The following is a 17,974-nucleotide window of genomic DNA, read 5'->3' as shown; positions in this document are numbered from 1 at the left end:
TGCAAGAATCTCAATGTTGAAATTCTATACAGACAACATATTATGAGTCGAACAAAGTATTAATATGAGTGTCCTCCTTCATCCATTTCCTTCTCGGTTATTTTGTGACGATCGATACTACGCCAAGCATAGAAAATATATGCAATTACGAACGGAACAAGAATAGAGACATAGGCCATTGTCTTTAGCGTAAATTCGCTGGAACAGCTATTGGCTAAAGTTAATGAGCTTTGCAAGTCTGTATATGACGGATAATAAGCAGTGTTGTTGTACCCTGCTACCAGCAATAAAGATAAAACAGTCAGTACCGTACCGATTCCCGTAAACCAGATTCCTTTGTCAAACGTCTTTTTAAGCAATGTCTTTCCAATGCCGAAAAGAACCAGTACCACACCAATCAGGAATAAAGCCAGCACTACGGGCATTTCGATAAAGTTAGTGAGATACTTATATGGTTGCATATAAATTTCCTGTGTATCCGGATTAACGGCAAAACCATCAGATACCAATGTACGAATGACAAATGCCAAAAAGAATACAAGGAACAAAACTGTATTATTGCGTACTGCACGACGACATTTATCGGTCAACTCTTTATCATCAATATTATTAATGAAGTAGAGCGATCCCAACACACGCGCAAGGAAGAAGACAGCCAATCCAAGAATTACATTCCAAATGTTGGTCAACGCATCCAATCCGTGCCAGCCATTTCCCCAATGACTGATTACCGGCATAATGGTATCCGTCATATTAGCCTTATTAATATAGAAATCAGAACCGGTAAAGAATGTAGCCACTGCCCCACCAAGTAACACAGGACCTACCACTCCATTAATCACCAAAAAAGTCCGGTATGTCTTTTTACCTAACAGATTTCCGGCCTTACTCTGAAACTCATAACTGACAGCCTGCAATACAAAACTGAAAAGTATAATCATCCAAAGCCAATATGCACCACCGAAACTGGTACTGTAAAACAACGGGAAAGAAGCAAAGAAAGCTCCCCCAAACGTAACCAATGTAGTAAACGTAAACTCCCACTTACGTCCGGTAGAATTCACCATCATCTTACGATGTTCTTCGGTTTTACCCAGACAGAACAACAATGAATTACCTCCTTGTACAAACAATAAGAACACGAGTATGGCCCCTAACAAGGAAACGACAAGCCACCAATATTGTTGCAAAAATATATACATATAGCTAAAATATTAAGTAATAAGTAATAGGTAATTATCAATTCTCCGGTCCTTTTTTGATAGCCTTTACCATAATTCCGACACCTGCAATCAGCATCACTGTAAACAGGAGCAGGAAGATAAAGAAAGTCGTTTGTACAGAGCTTACATCCAGCTTGGAGATGGCAGCCATTGTCGGCAGCATATCGCGGATCGCCCACGGTTGACGGCCACATTCGGCAACCACCCATCCGGCTTGTCCGGCGATGTATCCCAAAGGAATCGTCAGCAGAGCAATCCAGTGCATCCAACGCATCTGGCTTAAATCTTTCTTATAGATAAAGAAGAGAACGACAATAAAGAACAGGATGAAGTATCCGCCCAAGATTACCATTACACGGAACGCATAGAAGTTCAGAGGAACATTCGGAACCAGTTGGTTCACATCTTTGATATATCCGTAACCGAAATATGGAATATTCTCCTGCAATACTTTATATGCAATTTGAGCATCCTCCTCGTGTCCTGCACTCTTTGCAGCACGATAGGCAGCCAATGCACCGATAGCCGTTTTTCCACGTTCTATCTTCTCGGCAGCAGAAAGAGCTGTCGATCCGTCTTTCTGTTGATAACCACCCTCGATGATATTCGTAATGCCCGGAACGTAGCCGTTTACATCACGTTCTGCAAGGAAAGAAAGCATGCTGGGGATTTCAAAACGGAAGAGGAAAGGATCTTTTCCATCATTGTAAGTCTTCTTTTCCGGATTCAATACTCCTATTCCAACCAGACCTACATGGGTGCCGCCTTCATACAAACCTTCCACAGCAGCCAGTTTCATCGGTTGCGTCTGGGCAATCTGATAACCGGAACCGTCACCTGTCCAAGCAGAAAGCAATGATGCCACTAATCCGAAAATAGCACCAATCTTGATGCTGGCAAGCGCAAACTCACGATTACGTTTCTTCAGCAGATACCAACAACTGATGCCGACTACAAAAACAGCGCCCAGCACCCAGCCGGACAATACCGTATGGAAGAATTTATTGACCGCTACGGGTGACGTAGCCACTGCCCAGAAATCTACCATCTCATTACGAACCGTATCGGGATTGAATTCCATGCCTACCGGATGCTGCATCCATGCATTGGCTACGAGAATCCACCAGGCAGAAATCGTAGCTCCCAAGCCTGTCAGCCAGGTGGAAGCCAAGTGGAAACGTTTACTTACTTTTCCCCATCCAAAGAACATGACGGCGATAAATGTGGCTTCCATAAAGAATGCCAAAATTCCTTCTATAGCCAACGGAGCACCGAAGATATCCCCTACAAACCACGAATAATTGCTCCAGTTCGTACCGAACTCAAACTCCAGAATCAAACCGGTTGCCACACCAATGGCAAAGTTTATACCGAAGAGTTTCATCCAAAACTGGGCAGTCTTTTTCCAAAATTCATTGCCTGTTTTATAATACAGCGTCTCCATGATTCCCATCACCACTGCCAGTCCGAGTGTGAGAGGAACAAAAATCCAGTGGTACATGGCTGTCATCGCAAATTGGGCTCTCGACCAATCGATCAGCGAGGTGTCAATACTTTCAATCATAATCCTATGTAGTTTAAGAGTTAAAAATCAGTAGATTTACCGGGGATGGCACGTTCTATCAGTTCGTTTCCCACGTATGTTCCCTTGTCGTCATCCGTAGGATGGTCACGGAGGAAATCAGGGAAGAAGAACATTTTAAGGATGAAGAACATGACGAATAATTTCAGCAGAATGATAACCCAAAGGGTACGCCCCAAGGTCATACTACGGAAGCCCTCCAAATAGAAGTTCCAGATCGTAAGCAGTGTATTCTTCATATGTTGACGTTATAATTTGTAATGAGTACAAATATACATTTTTTATAATTAAAACAAACAACTAGTCAAAAAAGTTGTGTGATTTGTTGTGTTTTTCTTCAAAAACCTGCCTATCGACAGAAAAAAAACATTTAACGGCGAAAATCCGTCATCCGTCTATCGTTTTTGCGGCATATATAATATGTACGTACCTTCGCCAACAGTAAATCAATAGAAGTATGAATATGATAAATGTAAGAAGATTGACAGTGATGACATTTCTTGGAGCAGGTATGCTGTCCGGCATATCCGCCCAAGTTTCTCCGCTGCAAGTCGATACGCTGAAAGAAACGAAAATTCCGGCTCAATGGGATTTGCAGTCATGCATCGACTACGCAAAAGAGCAGAACATCACGATTCGCAAGAACCGGATCACTGCGGCTAGCACGCAGATTGATGTGAAGACAGCTAAGGCTGCCTTGTTTCCCAGTCTTTCGTTCTCTACCAGCCAGCAAGTGGTGAACCGTCCGTATCAGGAGACGAGTAGCCGGGTGAGTGGCAGCGAAATTATCAGTAGTAACAGCAAAACAAGCTACAATGGTAATTATGGACTGAATGCGTCGTGGACTCTATATAATGGTAACAAAAGACTGAAAACCATCCAACAGGAAAAGTTGAACAATCAGGTAGCCGAACTGGACGTAGCGACTTCCGAAAATAACATTCAGGAATCTATCGCCCAAGTGTATATCCAGATTCTTTATGCAGCCGAGTCTGTTAAAGTAAACGAAAGTACCCTGCAAGTTTCTATTGCGCAGCGCGACCGCGGACAGGAACTTCTGAACGCCGGAAGCATTGCCAAAAGCGATTTTGCCCAACTAGAAGCACAAGTGAGCACAGACCGATACCAACTTGTCACAGCGCAAGCCACTCTTGAAGATTACAAATTACAACTGAAACAACTGCTCGAACTGGATGGGGAGAATGAAATGAACATCTATCTCCCCGCCCTGTCCGACGAAAATGTACTGGCTCCATTGCCTACAAAAAAAGATGTGTACATTAGTGCATTGAGTCTTCGCCCCGAAATTGAAGCGAGCAAACTTAATGTAGAAGCTTCCGAACTGGGTATCGATATTGCCAAATCGAGTTATTTTCCCACGATCAGCCTTAGCGCCGGAATCGGCACCAACCATACCAACGGCAGTGACTTCACTTTTGGAGAGCAAGTGAAAAACGGATGGAACAATTCCATCGGATTATCTGTCAGTGTGCCGATCTTCAATAACCGTCAAACTAAAAGTGCCGTACAGAAAGCTAAACTGCAATACGAGACGAGCATGTTATCCTTGCTCGACGAACAAAAGACGCTGTACAAAACCATTGAAGGACTCTGGCTGGATGCTAACAGTGCACAGCAACGCTATGCAGCAGCAAACGAGAAGTTGAAGAGTACACAAATCAGCTATGAGTTGATTAGCGAACAGTTTAATCTGGGAATGAAGAATACCATAGAACTTCTTACTGAAAAGAATAACTTGCTGCAAGCACAGCAGGAACAGCTTCAGGCTAAATATATGGCCATACTGAATATGCAACTGCTGAAGTTCTATCAGGGAGATCAATTAGCAATCTAAATAAAAGCATAATAAACGAATGAAAACTAAAAAGATTATCTTAATCGCTGTGGCAGTCGTTGTGGTAGCAGGTGCAGGAATCTGGTTCTTTGCAGGTTCACCGGCCAAGCACAAAGTCACCTACGCCACTGCCAACGTGAGCAAAGGCGATATTTCAAATTCGGTGACTGCTACCGGAACCATCGAACCGGTGACGGAAGTAGAAGTCGGTACACAGGTTTCCGGTATCATCGACAAGATTTACGTAGATTACAACTCGGTAGTAACCAAAGGACAGTTGATTGCCGAAATGGACCGTGCCACATTGCAAAGTGAACTGGCATCACAACAGGCAACGTACGATGGTGCAAAAGCCGAATATGAATATCAGAAGAAGAATTATGAACGCAGCAAAGGCTTACATGAAAAGTCACTGATTAGTGATACGGATTTCGAACAGGCCCTCTACAACTACCAGAAAGCAAAAAGCAGCTATGACAGCAGTAAGGCATCGCTCGCAAAAGCGGAACGTAACCTGGCTTATGCTACTATCACCTCACCGATTGACGGAGTAGTCATCAGCCGTGATGTGGAAGCAGGACAAACCGTTGCTTCCGGATTCGAAACTCCGACACTGTTCACCATCGCTGCCGACCTGACACAGATGCAAGTGGTAGCCGATGTGGATGAAGCCGATATAGGCGGCGTAGTAGAAGGCCAGCGTGCCAGCTTCACGGTAGATGCTTATCCGAATGATGTATTCGAAGGTGTAGTTACACAGATTCGTCTGGGAGACGCAAGCAGCACGAGCAGCACAAGTACCACTACTACAGTGGTTACTTATGAAGTTGTAATCTCTGCTCCCAACCCTGATCTGAAACTGAAACCGCGTTTGACGGCTAATGTCACGATCTATATTCTTGATAAAAAGGATGTGTTGTCCGTTCCGAACAAAGCACTGCGATTCACACCGGAAAAACCTCTAATCGGCAATAATGACATCGTAAAAGATTGCGAAGGCGAACACAAACTCTGGACTCGTGAAGGAACTACATTCACCGCTCATCCGGTAGAAATCGGAATCAGCAACGGTATATCTACAGAGATTATCAGTGGTATTTCCGAAGGAACAAAAGTTGTGACAGAAGCTACCATAGGAGCAATGCCCGGTGAAAATGTAGCCGCTGAAGGGAATCAGGAAAGTGGCGGAGAAAGAAGTCCGTTCATGCCTAGCCGTCCGGGAAGTAAGAAGAAATAATAATTATTAAAGAGGGTGCCATAATGAATAATAAAATGCAGATTAACGCGATTTATCGCAGAAATAATTGTATAAGTCGTTGATTAATATATCAATATAATTGAAATAATCTGCGATAAATTGCGTTAATCTGCGTTTTGACACACTCTCTTAACACATTATTTACGATGAAAAAAGTAATTGAAATACAAAATATCAAACGTAACTTTCAGGTAGGCGACGAAACTGTCCACGCATTGCGGGGCGTTTCGTTCAATATCAATGAAGGGGAGTTTGTCACCATCATGGGGACTTCCGGTTCGGGGAAATCCACGCTGCTTAATATATTAGGCTGTCTGGACACCCCAACCAGTGGAGAGTATCTGCTCGACGATATTCCTGTACGTACGATGAGCAAGCCTCAACGTGCGGTACTAAGAAACCGGAAGATTGGCTTCGTGTTCCAAAGCTACAACTTGTTACCTAAAACGACGGCTGTAGAAAATGTGGAACTACCGCTTATGTACAACTCTGCCGTGAGCGCTTCCGAACGCCGTCGCCGTGCCATCGAATCCTTACAGGCTGTAGGATTGGGAGATCGCCTGGAACATAAATCCAACCAGATGTCCGGTGGACAGATGCAACGCGTTGCCATTGCACGCGCATTGGTCAACAATCCGGCAGTGATTCTTGCCGACGAAGCGACCGGAAACCTCGACAGCCGTACCTCTTTCGAGATACTTGTACTATTTCAAAAGCTTCATGCAGAGGGACGTACGATTATCTTTGTCACACATAATCCCGAACTTTCGCAATATAGCAGCCGGAATATCCGTCTGCGTGACGGTCAGGTTATAGAAGATACAACCAATCCGAAAATTCTGTCTGCCGCCGAAGCGCTGGCTGCATTGCCGAAAAACGACGAGGATTAATAATTATTCAATGTGCCGATATACTAATGTGCCGATTGGCTGTACAATAAACAGCTTGGGTGACTATACCTTCAGGAAATTACCCCATTAGTATATGGACAAATTAGCAAATTATTCATTATGAATGGAACTAATTTATTTAAGATAGCTCTCCGGGCATTGGCGAACAATAAGCTGCGTGCTTTTCTAACCATGCTCGGTATCATTATCGGTGTTGCTTCCGTCATCACGATGCTGGCTATCGGACAAGGTTCGAAGAAAAGCATCCAGCAGCAGATTTCCGAGATGGGATCGAACATGATTATGATTCATCCGGGAGCCGATATGCGTGGAGGTGTCCGTCAGGACCCGTCTGCCATGCAGACTTTGAAGCTTGCCGACTACGAAGCCTTGCGCGATGAGACAAGTTTCCTGTCCGCCATCAGTCCCAATGTTTCATCATCGGGGCAACTCATTGCCGGAAACAACAACTACCCGGCTTCCGTGAACGGTGTCGGAACAGAATATCTCGACATCCGCCAACTGACTGTTGAAAACGGAGAGATGTTCACAGAAGCCGACATACAAAGTTCGGCCAAAGTGTGTGTGATCGGAAAGACGATAGTAGACAATCTTTTTCCGGACGGAAGTGATCCGGTAGGTAAGATTATTCGTTTCAGTAAAATACCGCTTCGTGTGGTAGGTGTGCTCAAAGCCAAAGGCTACAACTCTATGGGACAAGACCAAGATGCAGTAGTGCTTGCACCATACACCACAGTGATGAAACGTCTGCTTGCCGTTACATATTTGCAGGGAGTGTTTGCCTCTGCCCTCACCGAAGATATGACGGATTATGCTACTGACGAAATCAGTACGATCCTCCGTCGCAACCATAAACTGAAAGCTTCGGATGACGATGATTTCACCATCCGTACCCAACAGGAATTGAGCACGATGCTCAACTCAACCACCGACCTGATGACAACCCTGCTGGCTTGTATTGCAGGCATTTCGCTGGTAGTGGGTGGTATCGGAATTATGAATATCATGTATGTATCCGTTACGGAACGCACCCGTGAAATCGGTCTGCGTATGTCCGTCGGTGCACGTGGAGTCGATATTCTAAGCCAATTCCTTATCGAGGCCATCATGATTAGTATCACGGGAGGTATCATCGGAGTAATTATCGGTTGCGGGGCCAGCTGGATTGTCAAGAGCGTAGCGCATTGGCCTATCTATATCCAGCCGTGGAGCGTATTCCTTTCCTTCGCAGTATGTACCATTACGGGCGTCTTCTTCGGATGGTATCCGGCTAAGAAAGCAGCAGATTTAGACCCGATAGAAGCCATCAGATACGAATAATTGATTGACAACCGTCGGTTGTCAATTAAAAAAATTATCTTTGTCTTTATGAAACAAACCTTTACATCCGCACGTCGTCCCCTGGAGATACTGATACACATTATCAGCTGGGGGATTATGTTCGGTTTCCCGTTCTTCTTCGTTGAACGTGGAAACGGGAACATTAACTGGATGGCCTATATACGCCATCTTGCTGTACCACTCTCTTTCATGATTGCGTTCTACGTGAATTATTTCATTCTTGTTCCCCGTTACCTGTTTCAGAGTCAGGCCAAAAGATATATCGTCTACAACATTATCTTTTTATGTGTCATCGGCATTTTGTTACATCTCTGGCAAAGCCTGACATTCGATCCGTCATTTATGCCCAAATCCAAAAGACCGGGAATGCCTCCGGGATGGTTGTTCTTCCTTAGAGATATGTTGAGTCTCGTATTTACTATCGGCCTAAGTGCCGCTATCCGTATGAGCGCGCGATGGACGCAGAATGAAGCTGCCCGCAAAGAAGCGGAACGAAACCGTGCGGAAGCGGAACTGAAAAATCTACGGAACCAACTGAACCCTCACTTTCTGCTGAATACGCTGAATAATATCTATGCACTGATTGCATTTGATTCGGACAAGGCGCAACAAGCAGTTCAGGAGTTGAGCAAACTGCTTCGTTATGTGTTATATGATAATCAACAGACATACGTTCCTCTCTGTAAGGAGGTTGATTTTATCCGGAATTACATTGAACTGATGCGCATCCGCTTGTCGGCCAATGTACAGATGATTACTAAATTCGATATTCAGCCCGACAGCCAGACGCTTATAGCCCCGCTTATCTTTATCTCATTGATAGAGAATGCTTTCAAGCATGGCATCTCCCCTACTGAATCGAGTTTCATCAGTATTCATCTTTCGGAGAATGATAAGGAGGTGATTTGCGAAATCCGCAACAGTAATCATCCAAAGACAGTGGAGGATAAAAGTGGCTCGGGTGTGGGACTGGAGCAAGTCAGCCGCCGGTTGGAGATTCTTTATCCCGGGGCTTATACTTGGTCGAAAGGCATCTCAAAGGATGAAAAAGTATACGAATCGAGATTAAGCATCAAGATCAAAGAGTAGATTTCAAAACATTGGATATAAGAACTTTAGATATAAATTAGTATGATGTTACGTTGTGCAATTGTTGACGATGAGCCGTTAGCTCTTAGCTTGTTAGAGAGTTACGTGAATAAAACCCCGTTCCTGCAACTCGTAGGAAAGTATTCCAGTGCGGTTCAGGCAATGAAAGAATTGCCTGGCGAAGAGATTGATCTCCTGTTTCTGGACATCCAGATGCCGGAGCTTAATGGTTTGGAGTTTTCGAAGATGGTAGATCCGCACACCCGCATTGTGTTTACCACTGCTTTCGGACAGTATGCCATCGACGGTTATCGTGTCAATGCACTCGATTACCTGCTGAAACCGATCTCATACGTCGATTTCCTGCAAGCCGCCAACAAAGCCCTTCAATGGTTCGAACTTGTGCAGAAACCGGAAGAGATAGACAGTATCTTTGTGAAAAGTGACTACAAACTGGTGCAAGTGGACTTGAAGAAAATCATGTATATCGAAGGACTGAAAGATTATATTAAAATATATACGGAAGATGCCTCCAAACCCATTCTATCACTGATGAGTATGAAAGCAATGGAGGAACTTTTACCTTCCAGCCGTTTCATACGTGTGCACCGCTCATTCATCGTACAAAAAGATAAGATACGCGTGATCGACCGCGGCCGTATTGTTTTTGACAAGACATATATTCCTATCAGCGATAGTTACAAACAAGTTTTTCAGACTTTTCTTGACGAAAGGAGCTGATTATTCATGAATTTATCGGTAAAAAAGTGATTTTTGTCGATTATAGTTTGTCAAAACCCGTTTTATATCTACCTTTGCAAAGAACAGAAAGGGATTGTGAAATTCCAAGAATAGAATAGTTTAGTTAAGTCTAGTTTAGTTTTTGTGTTGATAGCTCCCTCGTCGGCGGACGAACAAGGGAGCTATTTTTTATTTATTACAGGAATATAATTGCATAAAATATACATATTTTCCATAACTTTGCAGTGACAAAGGATCACACAAATGGAATATAGTGTAGAAGAACTAAAAAGTGAATTAATAGAGAAATGCAAGAGCGAAGGTATCCTGTATGCAACGGTTGCAATGGACCGTCATACTAAAGAAATGATTCTTCCTGATACTTTACAAGGAGCTCTGAAACATCCGGAATTCTTCGTATGTACTTGCAAGAAAGTAAAAGACCAATATGTAGTGGAGGAGATTACCAAAGTGTAATCCTCCTCCAGTCTTTTATTTTTTATTCGCCCAGTTCACCCAGTAAATCGTAGGAAGGAGCAAAGAAAAGTGTTCCCGTTACTGCTGTACTAAAGTCCAGTAAACGGTCGGTATTGCCTACCGGATTGCCAATAAACATACTTTCCAACATCTGCCGGGTAGTAGTGAACGTACTTGCATAGCCGATGAAGTAGGTACCATATTCTCCTTTAGACGTATTGGCGAACGGCATATTGGCACGCACTATTTTCAGGTCATCACCAATATTAGTGACGGCATTATGCGCATTTTGAGGTTTCTCCTCGTCAGACAGTTCGACATCGTTAAACTTGCGACGCCCGATCACTTTCTCCTGTTCTTCCACAGGCAAGGAGTTCCACGCAACCATATCATGAATATACTTCTGCACAAAGACATAGCTACCTCCTGCAAAATCAGCATCTTCCTCTCCTACAACTGCAAAATGATAGGGATTTTCATCAACTGCCGGATTCTCCGTTCCGTCTACAAAGCCGATAATGGCCTTGCCGTCCATATATCTGAAACCGTGAGTTTCATCAACAGGCTCAACTACGCCTTGAAGTTTCTCATCAATGATGGAAGCAAACTCAAAACATAATCCCATCTGTTTTGCACGGATATGAAACAATAAGTCGCCCGGAGTAGAAACTGCCGTATGCTTCTCGCCTTTTATCTCTTCGAAAGTGTTCAGTTCTTTGGGTTTTCCCTGTTCCGGGAAAAGACGGCTCCAGGCATCAGCTCCAAATCCCATGGTACAACTGAACATCATATCGGGAAAACGGTTACGCATACTGCGAATCAGGGCCGAAAAATTGGCACACACATCTTTTACTTTGTCAAGAGTTTCAGGCGAATCTTTTAAAGCATAAACAATAAAGATAACATTTTCGCCTTGTTTCCCAGCTACGTCTTGCGGGATATTACCACCAAATGAATGTTGATAAGGATTCATATTCTTCTTTTTTCTATTAGTTTCGTCAATGAAATAGTTATTGTTCTAACTCTTCTTTTTATTAGGATCTTCAATACATGCGGCAGCCCCTTTATCCATAAACAATTCTACATTTTGAGCATGATGAGCTACATAGGCTGCGGGACCAGTGTCTCCCGAATGGCAGATTTCTTCCACTACATCAGCTTTGTTTTTTCCGGTAATCAGGAAAATGACATAGCGGGCATTCTGAATGGGATATCCCGTCATTGCGATACGCTTCTGCCCGTTACGGGGATGTGCACTGACCACATAAATAGAGTTTGAAGTCAGCAAATCTTCTTGTCCGGGAAAGATAGAAGAAGTGTGTCCGTCATCTCCGGCTCCCAACAGTATAATATCGAATTCGGGCCAACCACGTTTAAACGGCACTTGCTGCCGGACTAACTCCGAATAGCGAACCGCCTCTTTCGCAGGCTTTTCCTCTCCACGGATGCGGAATACATTCTCATAAAGAATAGGAGTTATGCCCAGAAGAAGGTTGCGCATCATTCCGTAATTACTGTCCGAATCATCGGGAGGCACACAACGTTCATCCACCCAATAAATCCGCATACGGTCCCAAGGGGTGATTTCCAGATATTCATTCGCCCATAAATCGAACATCAGAGCAGGGGTATTACCACCGCTGACTGCGATATTGAACACTCTGTCCGGCTCTTCATTCATGATTTCCACCAGGCGGAGTATCAATGCTCGTGAAGTTTCAATAGATGAGGGAAAAACTGATATTTTCATAATTCACAATATTGATCTGTATTTGTCAAATTCTTACAAGGATTCGTCCAGTCGGCCCCATGTTCATGCATCATCGCTTCGCTTTCCAAAGGCCCCCACGTACCTGCGGGATAACCGTAAAGAGGCGCGTCGGGATTATCTTTCCAATAGCGCAGCACCGGATCGAAAAATTTCCATGAGGCTTCTACTGCATCACTTCGAGTAAATAAAGTCGGATCACCCTGAATACAATCGTCTATCAGACGGGCATAAGCGTCGCCACTAGGCACACCGCCCAACTGTGCATAACTGAAATCCATCGTCACCTGACGGACTTCGAAGCCTGCACCAGGGACCTTCATTCCGATCTTGAGCACTATTCCTTCATTCGGTTGCAAACGAAGAATCAATTTATTCGCCCGCGGACAGTTGCCACCGGCACAATGAAACATCTGATGAGGTGTTTCACGAAAATGAACAACGATTTCCGTTACTTTCGTCGGCATTTGTTTTCCTGTACGAATGTAGAACGGAACGCCACTCCAGCGCCAGTTACTGATGCCCAGTTTCATGGCAATATAAGTTTCCGTGCGCGAATCGGGAGCCACTCCTTTTTCTTCACGGTATCCCTTTTTACTACCGGAGGCTGTATATTGTCCGCGAACAATATGTTCGTTCAAATCGACATCGTTCAATGGAGTAAGAGATTCGTAGACCTTCACCACTTCATTACGGAAATTGTCTGCATTGAAAACAGCAGGCGGTTCCATAGCCGTAAGGGCTACAAGCTGTATCAGATGGTTCTGCACCATATCCCGCAGCGCACCTGCCGTTTCATAGAACCCGCCACGTTGCTCGATACCCAGATTTTCTACGGCTGTAATCTCAACGTAGTCGATATAGTTACGGTTCCAGAGAGGTTCGAAGATACCATTGGCAAAACGGAAAGCCAGTACATTCTGGGCCGTTTCCTTACCGAGAAAATGGTCGATACGGTAAATTTGATGCTCATTGAAAACAGAGGCATACGTTTTATTCAGTTCAAGTGCCGATTCGAGATCATAGCCGAAAGGTTTTTCGACGATGATGCGCGAATGGGGAGTGTTAAGTCCGGCAGCTTTCAAGTAGATGGGCACTACTCCGTAAAGTGATGGCGGAGTGGCAAGGTAGAACAGCAAATTGTCCGGATCTACCTCGTTAGTCAATTCCACCAGACGTTGGCGGAGTTGTGGGTAACCTTCTTCTTTTGCCGGGTCCATCGGTAAATAGTAGAGATGGGAGACAAACGAAGCCATAAGAGCTGCGTCCTGTTCTTCGGACTTGACGAACTGTTGCAGTTCTTCTAATATATAGGAACGGTAGTTATCGTCAGAATAGACCGTACGCCCGATACCCAATATGGAAAACTCTCCGGTCAACCGGTTTTCACGGTAAAGGGAGTAAAGGGCAGGCATCAGCTTACGCTTGGTCAAGTCACCCGACGCACCGAAAATTATCATTGCAAATTTATCCATCATTCAAGAATTGTTTTGATTTATGTTTTGAAATGGTAAATAATCATTTATGAGTCCACCACAGAGGACACGGAGAACACAGAGTTCTTCTCTCTCTTTCTGCAAGTAAAACAGAGCGATAAATACAATTATAAATACGTGAAACTCTGTGTTACTCTATAGTAAATAAAATATAAAACCTCTGTGTCCTCCGTGTCCTCTGTGGTGAAATATAATTTATCATTTCAAAACTATTTTTCTATTTAAACATTATATGTACCCGATTTCGTATCTCCTCCGTGGCCTGTCCAGTTCTCGTGGAAGAACTGTCCGCGCAACTCATCCTTACGCTCAAAAGTGTGCGCACCGAAATAATCGCGTTGTGCCTGCACAAGGTTGGCGGGCAGATCGGCAGAAGTGAGCGAATAGAAATAGTTCAGGGCAGAAGAGAAAGCAGGAACGGGAAGTTCTTCTTTCATGGCTTCCGCCACCAGACTCTTCCATCCGGGAAGCAATGTCTTCATTTCTTCTTTAAAATAAGGAGCCAACAACAAGTGTTTAGGCTTGTCGGTGGCTTCGAAGGCAGCAGCAATATCGTTCAGGAATATACTGCGGATGATGCATCCCCCACGCCACATACGTGCAATGGAAGCCAGGTCGAGATGCCAGCCGAAAGCGTCGGAAGCACGTTGCAACACGGCGAATCCCTGGGCATAAGAGACGAGTTTGGAAGCATAAAGAGCAGAAAAAATATTCTTTACGAGTTCCGCCTTATTATATATAGGTTGTGTATGTTGACACTGGAATTGCTTGGAAGCCAAGTGACGCAAGTCTTTCTGTGAAGAAAGGCTTCGTTCGAATACCGCCGTGGCAATTAGCCCTAACGGCATACCGAGTTCCATCGCATTGATAACCGACCATTTACCGGTTCCTTTCTGTCCGGCTGCATCCAGAATTTTATCAATGAGATAACCTCCGGATTTGTCTTTATGCCGCAGAATGTTGGCGGTGATTTCAATCAGATAACTGCGAAGTTTGCCTTCGTTCCAACGGGCAAAGACATCAGCCATTTCCTCATTGGTCAGATCAAGCAACTTTTTCATCACCCAATAGGCTTCGGCAATCAGTTGCATATCACCATATTCGATACCGTTGTGAATCATCTTCACAAAATGACCGGAGCCGGCAGGACCCACCCATTGGCAACAAGGAGTGCCGTCCGGAGCTTTTGCCGCAATACTCTGAAGAATCGGTTTCACTTCAGGCCATGCTTTTTCCGAACCGCCGGGCATAATAGAAGCGCCATTCAAGGCTCCCTCCTCACCACCGGACACACCGCTACCGACGAAAAGAAATCCCTTTGATTCCGCCAGTTGGACACGACGGTTGGTATCTTCGTAATTAGAATTACCGCCATCAATAAGAATGTCTCCCGGTGAAAGCAACGGGAAAAGCTGATCCATCAGTTCGTCTACCGGACTTCCAGCACGAACCATCATCATAATCTTACGGGGAATAGCTATCGAATCTACAAATGCCTTTATATCCGTGAATCCTTCGATGTTTTCACCTTTTGCACGACCATTCAGGAAGCGCTCTACCACCCCCTCTTCTACTCCGGGAACAGTACGGTTATATACCGACACGTGCCATCCCTTACTCTCCATGTTTAAAGCAAGATTCTCGCCCATCACAGCCAAGCCGATAAGTCCGATATCTGTTTTATTCTGATTTGCCATAACTTGTATATTTTGAATATTCTTTATCTTAGTAACATTTAAAATGCACATTTGTTCGCAAGATTTTAGATTAAAACATTATTTTTGTAGTCTACAAATAAAATCAAGGATGAAGAAGATCAAAATCGGTTTGCTGGCACGCATCGTTATCGCCATCATTTTGGGTATTGCCATCGGCACAGTTTTCCCGGCTCCGCTAGTGCGAATATTTGTTACGTTCAATGGCATTTTCAGTGAATTTCTCAATTTCTCTATCCCATTGATTATCGTCGGGCTGGTCACTGTGGCTATTGCCGACATCGGGAAAGGTGCAGGAAAAATGCTGCTCCTGACTGCTTTGATCGCTTACTTCGCTACTCTTTTTTCCGGCTTTCTCTCCTACTTCACAGGAGTCACAATATTTCCCTCACTTATCGAACCGGGTGTGCCACTTGAAGAAGTAAGCGCAGCGCAGGGAATCCTCCCCTACTTCTCCGTTTCCATTCCGCCGCTGATGAACGTGATGACAGCCCTGGTTTTAGCTTTCACACTGGGGTTAGGACTGGCGTCACTCAACAGCGACGCATTGAAAAATGTGGCACGTGATTTTCAGGAAATTATCGTACGAATGATAAGTGCCGTCATTCTGCCTTTGCTGCCGCTTTATATTTTCGGCATATTCCTCAACATGACACATTCGGGACAAGTATATTCTATCCTGATGGTGTTTATTAAAATTATCGGAGTCATCTTCGTTCTTCATATTTTCCTGTTGGTTTTTCAGTATTCCATTGCGGCATTGTTTGTGCATAAAAATCCATTCAAATTGCTTATCAAAATGCTGCCGGCTTACTTCACGGCATTGGGCACACAATCATCCGCAGCCACCATCCCCGTGACGCTGGAACAGGCCAAAAAGAACGGAGTATCTGCCGAAGTGGCCGGATTCGTGATTCCGCTATGTGCCACCATCCATCTATCGGGCAGCACATTGAAAATCGTAGCCTGCGCACTGGCATTGATGATGATGCAGGGAATGCCGTTCGACTTCCCCCTGTTCGCCGGGTTTATCTTTATGCTGGGTATCACAATGGTAGCCGCTCCGGGAGTTCCGGGTGGAGCAATCATGGCTTCCCTGGGGATTCTGCAATCCATGCTCGGTTTCGACGAATCGGCACAAGCTTTGATGATTGCGCTTTACATCGCCATGGACAGTTTCGGCACTGCCTGCAATGTGACGGGAGACGGAGCTATCGCTTTGATTATCGACAAAATAATGGGAAAAAACCGTGCTGAATGACTGTGCTGAAAAATAATTGGAAAGTCACTTGGCTGGGTCACAAAAAATGCCGACATTTGCACCCACATTTTCAATTATATAAATAATTAGCGTATGAAAAAAGCCCTAATTTCAGGCATCACCGGACAAGATGGTTCTTATCTTGCCGAATTTCTATTGCAAAAAGGTTACGAAGTACACGGTATACTCCGTCGTTCTTCTTCGTTCAATACAGGACGTATTGAACATTTGTATTTTGACGAGTGGGTGCGCGACATGAAACAGAAACGTACGATTAATCTGCATTATGGGGATATGACAGATTCTAGTTCGTTAATTCGTATTATTCAACAGGTGCAACCGGATGAAATCTACAATCTCGCAGCTCAAAGCCACGTGAAGGTTTCGTTCGACGTTCCGGAATACACTGCCGAAGCAGATGCTATCGGTACGTTGCGTATGCTCGAAGCTGTACGCATCCTGGGACTGGAAAAGAAAACCCGCATCTATCAGGCTTCTACTTCCGAATTGTTCGGTAAGGTGCAGGAAGTTCCACAAAAAGAGACAACTCCATTCTATCCCCGTTCTCCGTATGGGGTAGCCAAACAATATGGTTTCTGGATTACTAAAAACTACCGCGAAAGCTATGGTATGTTTGCAGTAAACGGTATTTTGTTCAATCACGAGAGCGAACGCCGTGGTGAGACGTTCGTTACCCGTAAAATTTCGCTTGCTGCCGCACGTATCGCACAGGGCGAACAGGACAAACTGTATCTGGGTAATCTGGATGCACGCCGCGACTGGGGATATGCCAAAGATTACATCGAATGTATGTGGCTGATCCTGCAACATGATGTTCCCGAAGATTTCGTTATTGCTACTGGAGAAATGCACACGGTGCGCGAATTCGCAACGTTAGCATTCAAAGAAGCAGGGATCGAACTTCGTTGGGAAGGTGAAGGCGTAAATGAAAAAGGTATCGATGTAGCTACCGGAAAATCTCTGGTAGAAGTTGATCCGAAGTATTTCCGTCCATCAGAAGTAGAACAGCTGCTGGGCGACCCGACAAAAGCTAAAACACTATTGGGTTGGGATCCGCGTAAAACATCATTCGAAGAACTGGTAAGCATCATGGTTCGCCACGATATGGAGAAAGTGAGACGAATGATTGCTACCAAACACTAAATGAATTTCATTTCACCACAGAGGACACCGAGGACACAGAGGAAAAAATAAAATCCTCCGTGTCCTCTGCGTCCTCTGTGGTGAACTAATAAA

General features: G+C 44.5%; 16 protein-coding genes. 9 read left to right on the top strand and 7 right to left on the bottom strand.

Annotation, left to right across the window (positions count from 1 at the left end; genetic code table 11):
* Positions 1–59 precede the first annotated feature (59 nt).
* The 3 genes from cydB to NXV01_RS15500 are packed head-to-tail and all read right to left on the bottom strand — an operon-like array spanning position 60 to position 3,044.
* Positions 60–1,202, bottom strand: a complete 1,143-nt coding sequence (cydB, locus tag NXV01_RS15510; RefSeq protein WP_004300336.1) for a cytochrome d ubiquinol oxidase subunit II — start codon at positions 1,200–1,202, stop codon at positions 60–62.
* Positions 1,203–1,239: 37 nt separating this feature from the next.
* Positions 1,240–2,787, bottom strand: coding sequence for a cytochrome ubiquinol oxidase subunit I (locus NXV01_RS15505; protein ID WP_074557140.1), 1,548 nt, complete (start codon positions 2,785–2,787; stop codon positions 1,240–1,242).
* Positions 2,788–2,807: 20 nt separating this feature from the next.
* Complete coding sequence (locus NXV01_RS15500) at positions 2,808–3,044, bottom strand: DUF4492 domain-containing protein (protein ID WP_004300334.1); 237 nt, start codon at positions 3,042–3,044, stop codon at positions 2,808–2,810.
* Between the two features lie 218 nt (positions 3,045–3,262).
* On the opposite strand from NXV01_RS15500, the gene NXV01_RS15495 reads away from it, so the two are divergent.
* From NXV01_RS15495 to NXV01_RS15465, 7 genes are all read left to right on the top strand, one after another.
* Entirely contained in the window at positions 3,263–4,660 is a 1,398-nt protein-coding gene (locus NXV01_RS15495) for a TolC family protein (RefSeq protein ID WP_167511894.1), read from the top strand.
* 19 nt (positions 4,661–4,679) lie between these two features.
* Positions 4,680–5,897 (top strand): efflux RND transporter periplasmic adaptor subunit, encoded by a 1,218-nt coding sequence (locus NXV01_RS15490; protein ID WP_148367320.1) that lies wholly within the window; start codon positions 4,680–4,682, stop codon positions 5,895–5,897.
* 167 nt (positions 5,898–6,064) lie between these two features.
* Positions 6,065–6,808, top strand: a complete 744-nt coding sequence (locus NXV01_RS15485; RefSeq protein WP_004300330.1) for an ABC transporter ATP-binding protein — start codon at positions 6,065–6,067, stop codon at positions 6,806–6,808.
* A 120-nt stretch (positions 6,809–6,928) separates the two neighbouring features.
* A complete protein-coding gene (locus tag NXV01_RS15480) occupies positions 6,929–8,149 on the top strand; it encodes an ABC transporter permease (RefSeq protein WP_099145813.1) in 1,221 nt (406 codons plus the stop codon).
* A 48-nt stretch (positions 8,150–8,197) separates the two neighbouring features.
* Positions 8,198–9,259, top strand: coding sequence for a sensor histidine kinase (locus tag NXV01_RS15475; protein ID WP_099145814.1), 1,062 nt, complete (start codon positions 8,198–8,200; stop codon positions 9,257–9,259).
* A 42-nt stretch (positions 9,260–9,301) separates the two neighbouring features.
* The gene (locus tag NXV01_RS15470; protein ID WP_148367324.1) at positions 9,302–10,000 is read left to right on the top strand and encodes a LytTR family DNA-binding domain-containing protein; all 699 of its coding nucleotides are present in this window, start codon (positions 9,302–9,304) and stop codon (positions 9,998–10,000) included.
* Positions 10,001–10,264: 264 nt separating this feature from the next.
* Positions 10,265–10,477, top strand: a complete 213-nt coding sequence (locus tag NXV01_RS15465; RefSeq protein ID WP_099145872.1) for a hypothetical protein — start codon at positions 10,265–10,267, stop codon at positions 10,475–10,477.
* Between the two features lie 22 nt (positions 10,478–10,499).
* Here NXV01_RS15465 and NXV01_RS15460 read toward each other — a convergent pair whose 3' ends face one another.
* The 4 genes from NXV01_RS15460 to gnd all read right to left on the bottom strand — a co-directional run bounded on the left by NXV01_RS15460 (position 10,500) and on the right by gnd (position 15,438).
* On the bottom strand, positions 10,500–11,450 hold the full coding sequence (locus NXV01_RS15460; RefSeq protein ID WP_148367326.1) for a Dyp-type peroxidase: 951 nt from the start codon (positions 11,448–11,450) through the stop codon (positions 10,500–10,502).
* Positions 11,451–11,495: 45 nt separating this feature from the next.
* Positions 11,496–12,227: a 6-phosphogluconolactonase gene (pgl, locus tag NXV01_RS15455; RefSeq protein ID WP_167511895.1), complete on the bottom strand. Its 732-nt coding sequence runs from the start codon at positions 12,225–12,227 to the stop codon at positions 11,496–11,498.
* Positions 12,224–13,720, bottom strand: a complete 1,497-nt coding sequence (gene zwf, locus NXV01_RS15450; RefSeq protein WP_148367371.1) for a glucose-6-phosphate dehydrogenase — start codon at positions 13,718–13,720, stop codon at positions 12,224–12,226. Before zwf ends, pgl begins: the two co-directional genes overlap by 4 nt.
* A 242-nt stretch (positions 13,721–13,962) precedes the next feature.
* Positions 13,963–15,438 carry a decarboxylating NADP(+)-dependent phosphogluconate dehydrogenase gene (gene gnd / locus NXV01_RS15445; protein ID WP_259022832.1) on the bottom strand — a complete coding sequence of 492 codons (1,476 nt, stop codon included), beginning with the start codon at positions 15,436–15,438 and terminating at the stop codon, positions 13,963–13,965.
* 109 nt (positions 15,439–15,547) lie between these two features.
* Here gnd and NXV01_RS15440 point away from each other — a divergent pair, with 109 nt between their 5' ends.
* Complete coding sequence (locus tag NXV01_RS15440; RefSeq protein WP_259022831.1) at positions 15,548–16,717, top strand: dicarboxylate/amino acid:cation symporter; 1,170 nt, start codon at positions 15,548–15,550, stop codon at positions 16,715–16,717.
* 93 nt (positions 16,718–16,810) lie between these two features.
* Complete coding sequence (gene gmd, locus NXV01_RS15435; RefSeq protein ID WP_117933029.1) at positions 16,811–17,881, top strand: GDP-mannose 4,6-dehydratase; 1,071 nt, start codon at positions 16,811–16,813, stop codon at positions 17,879–17,881.
* Positions 17,882–17,974 lie beyond the last annotated feature (93 nt).

Source organism: Bacteroides sp. BFG-606 (assembly GCF_024788145.1).
In the GTDB taxonomy this organism is placed as follows: Bacteria; Bacteroidota; Bacteroidia; order Bacteroidales; family Bacteroidaceae; genus Bacteroides; species Bacteroides vicugnae.
This window is presented reverse-complemented; position numbering and strand designations above follow the sequence as displayed.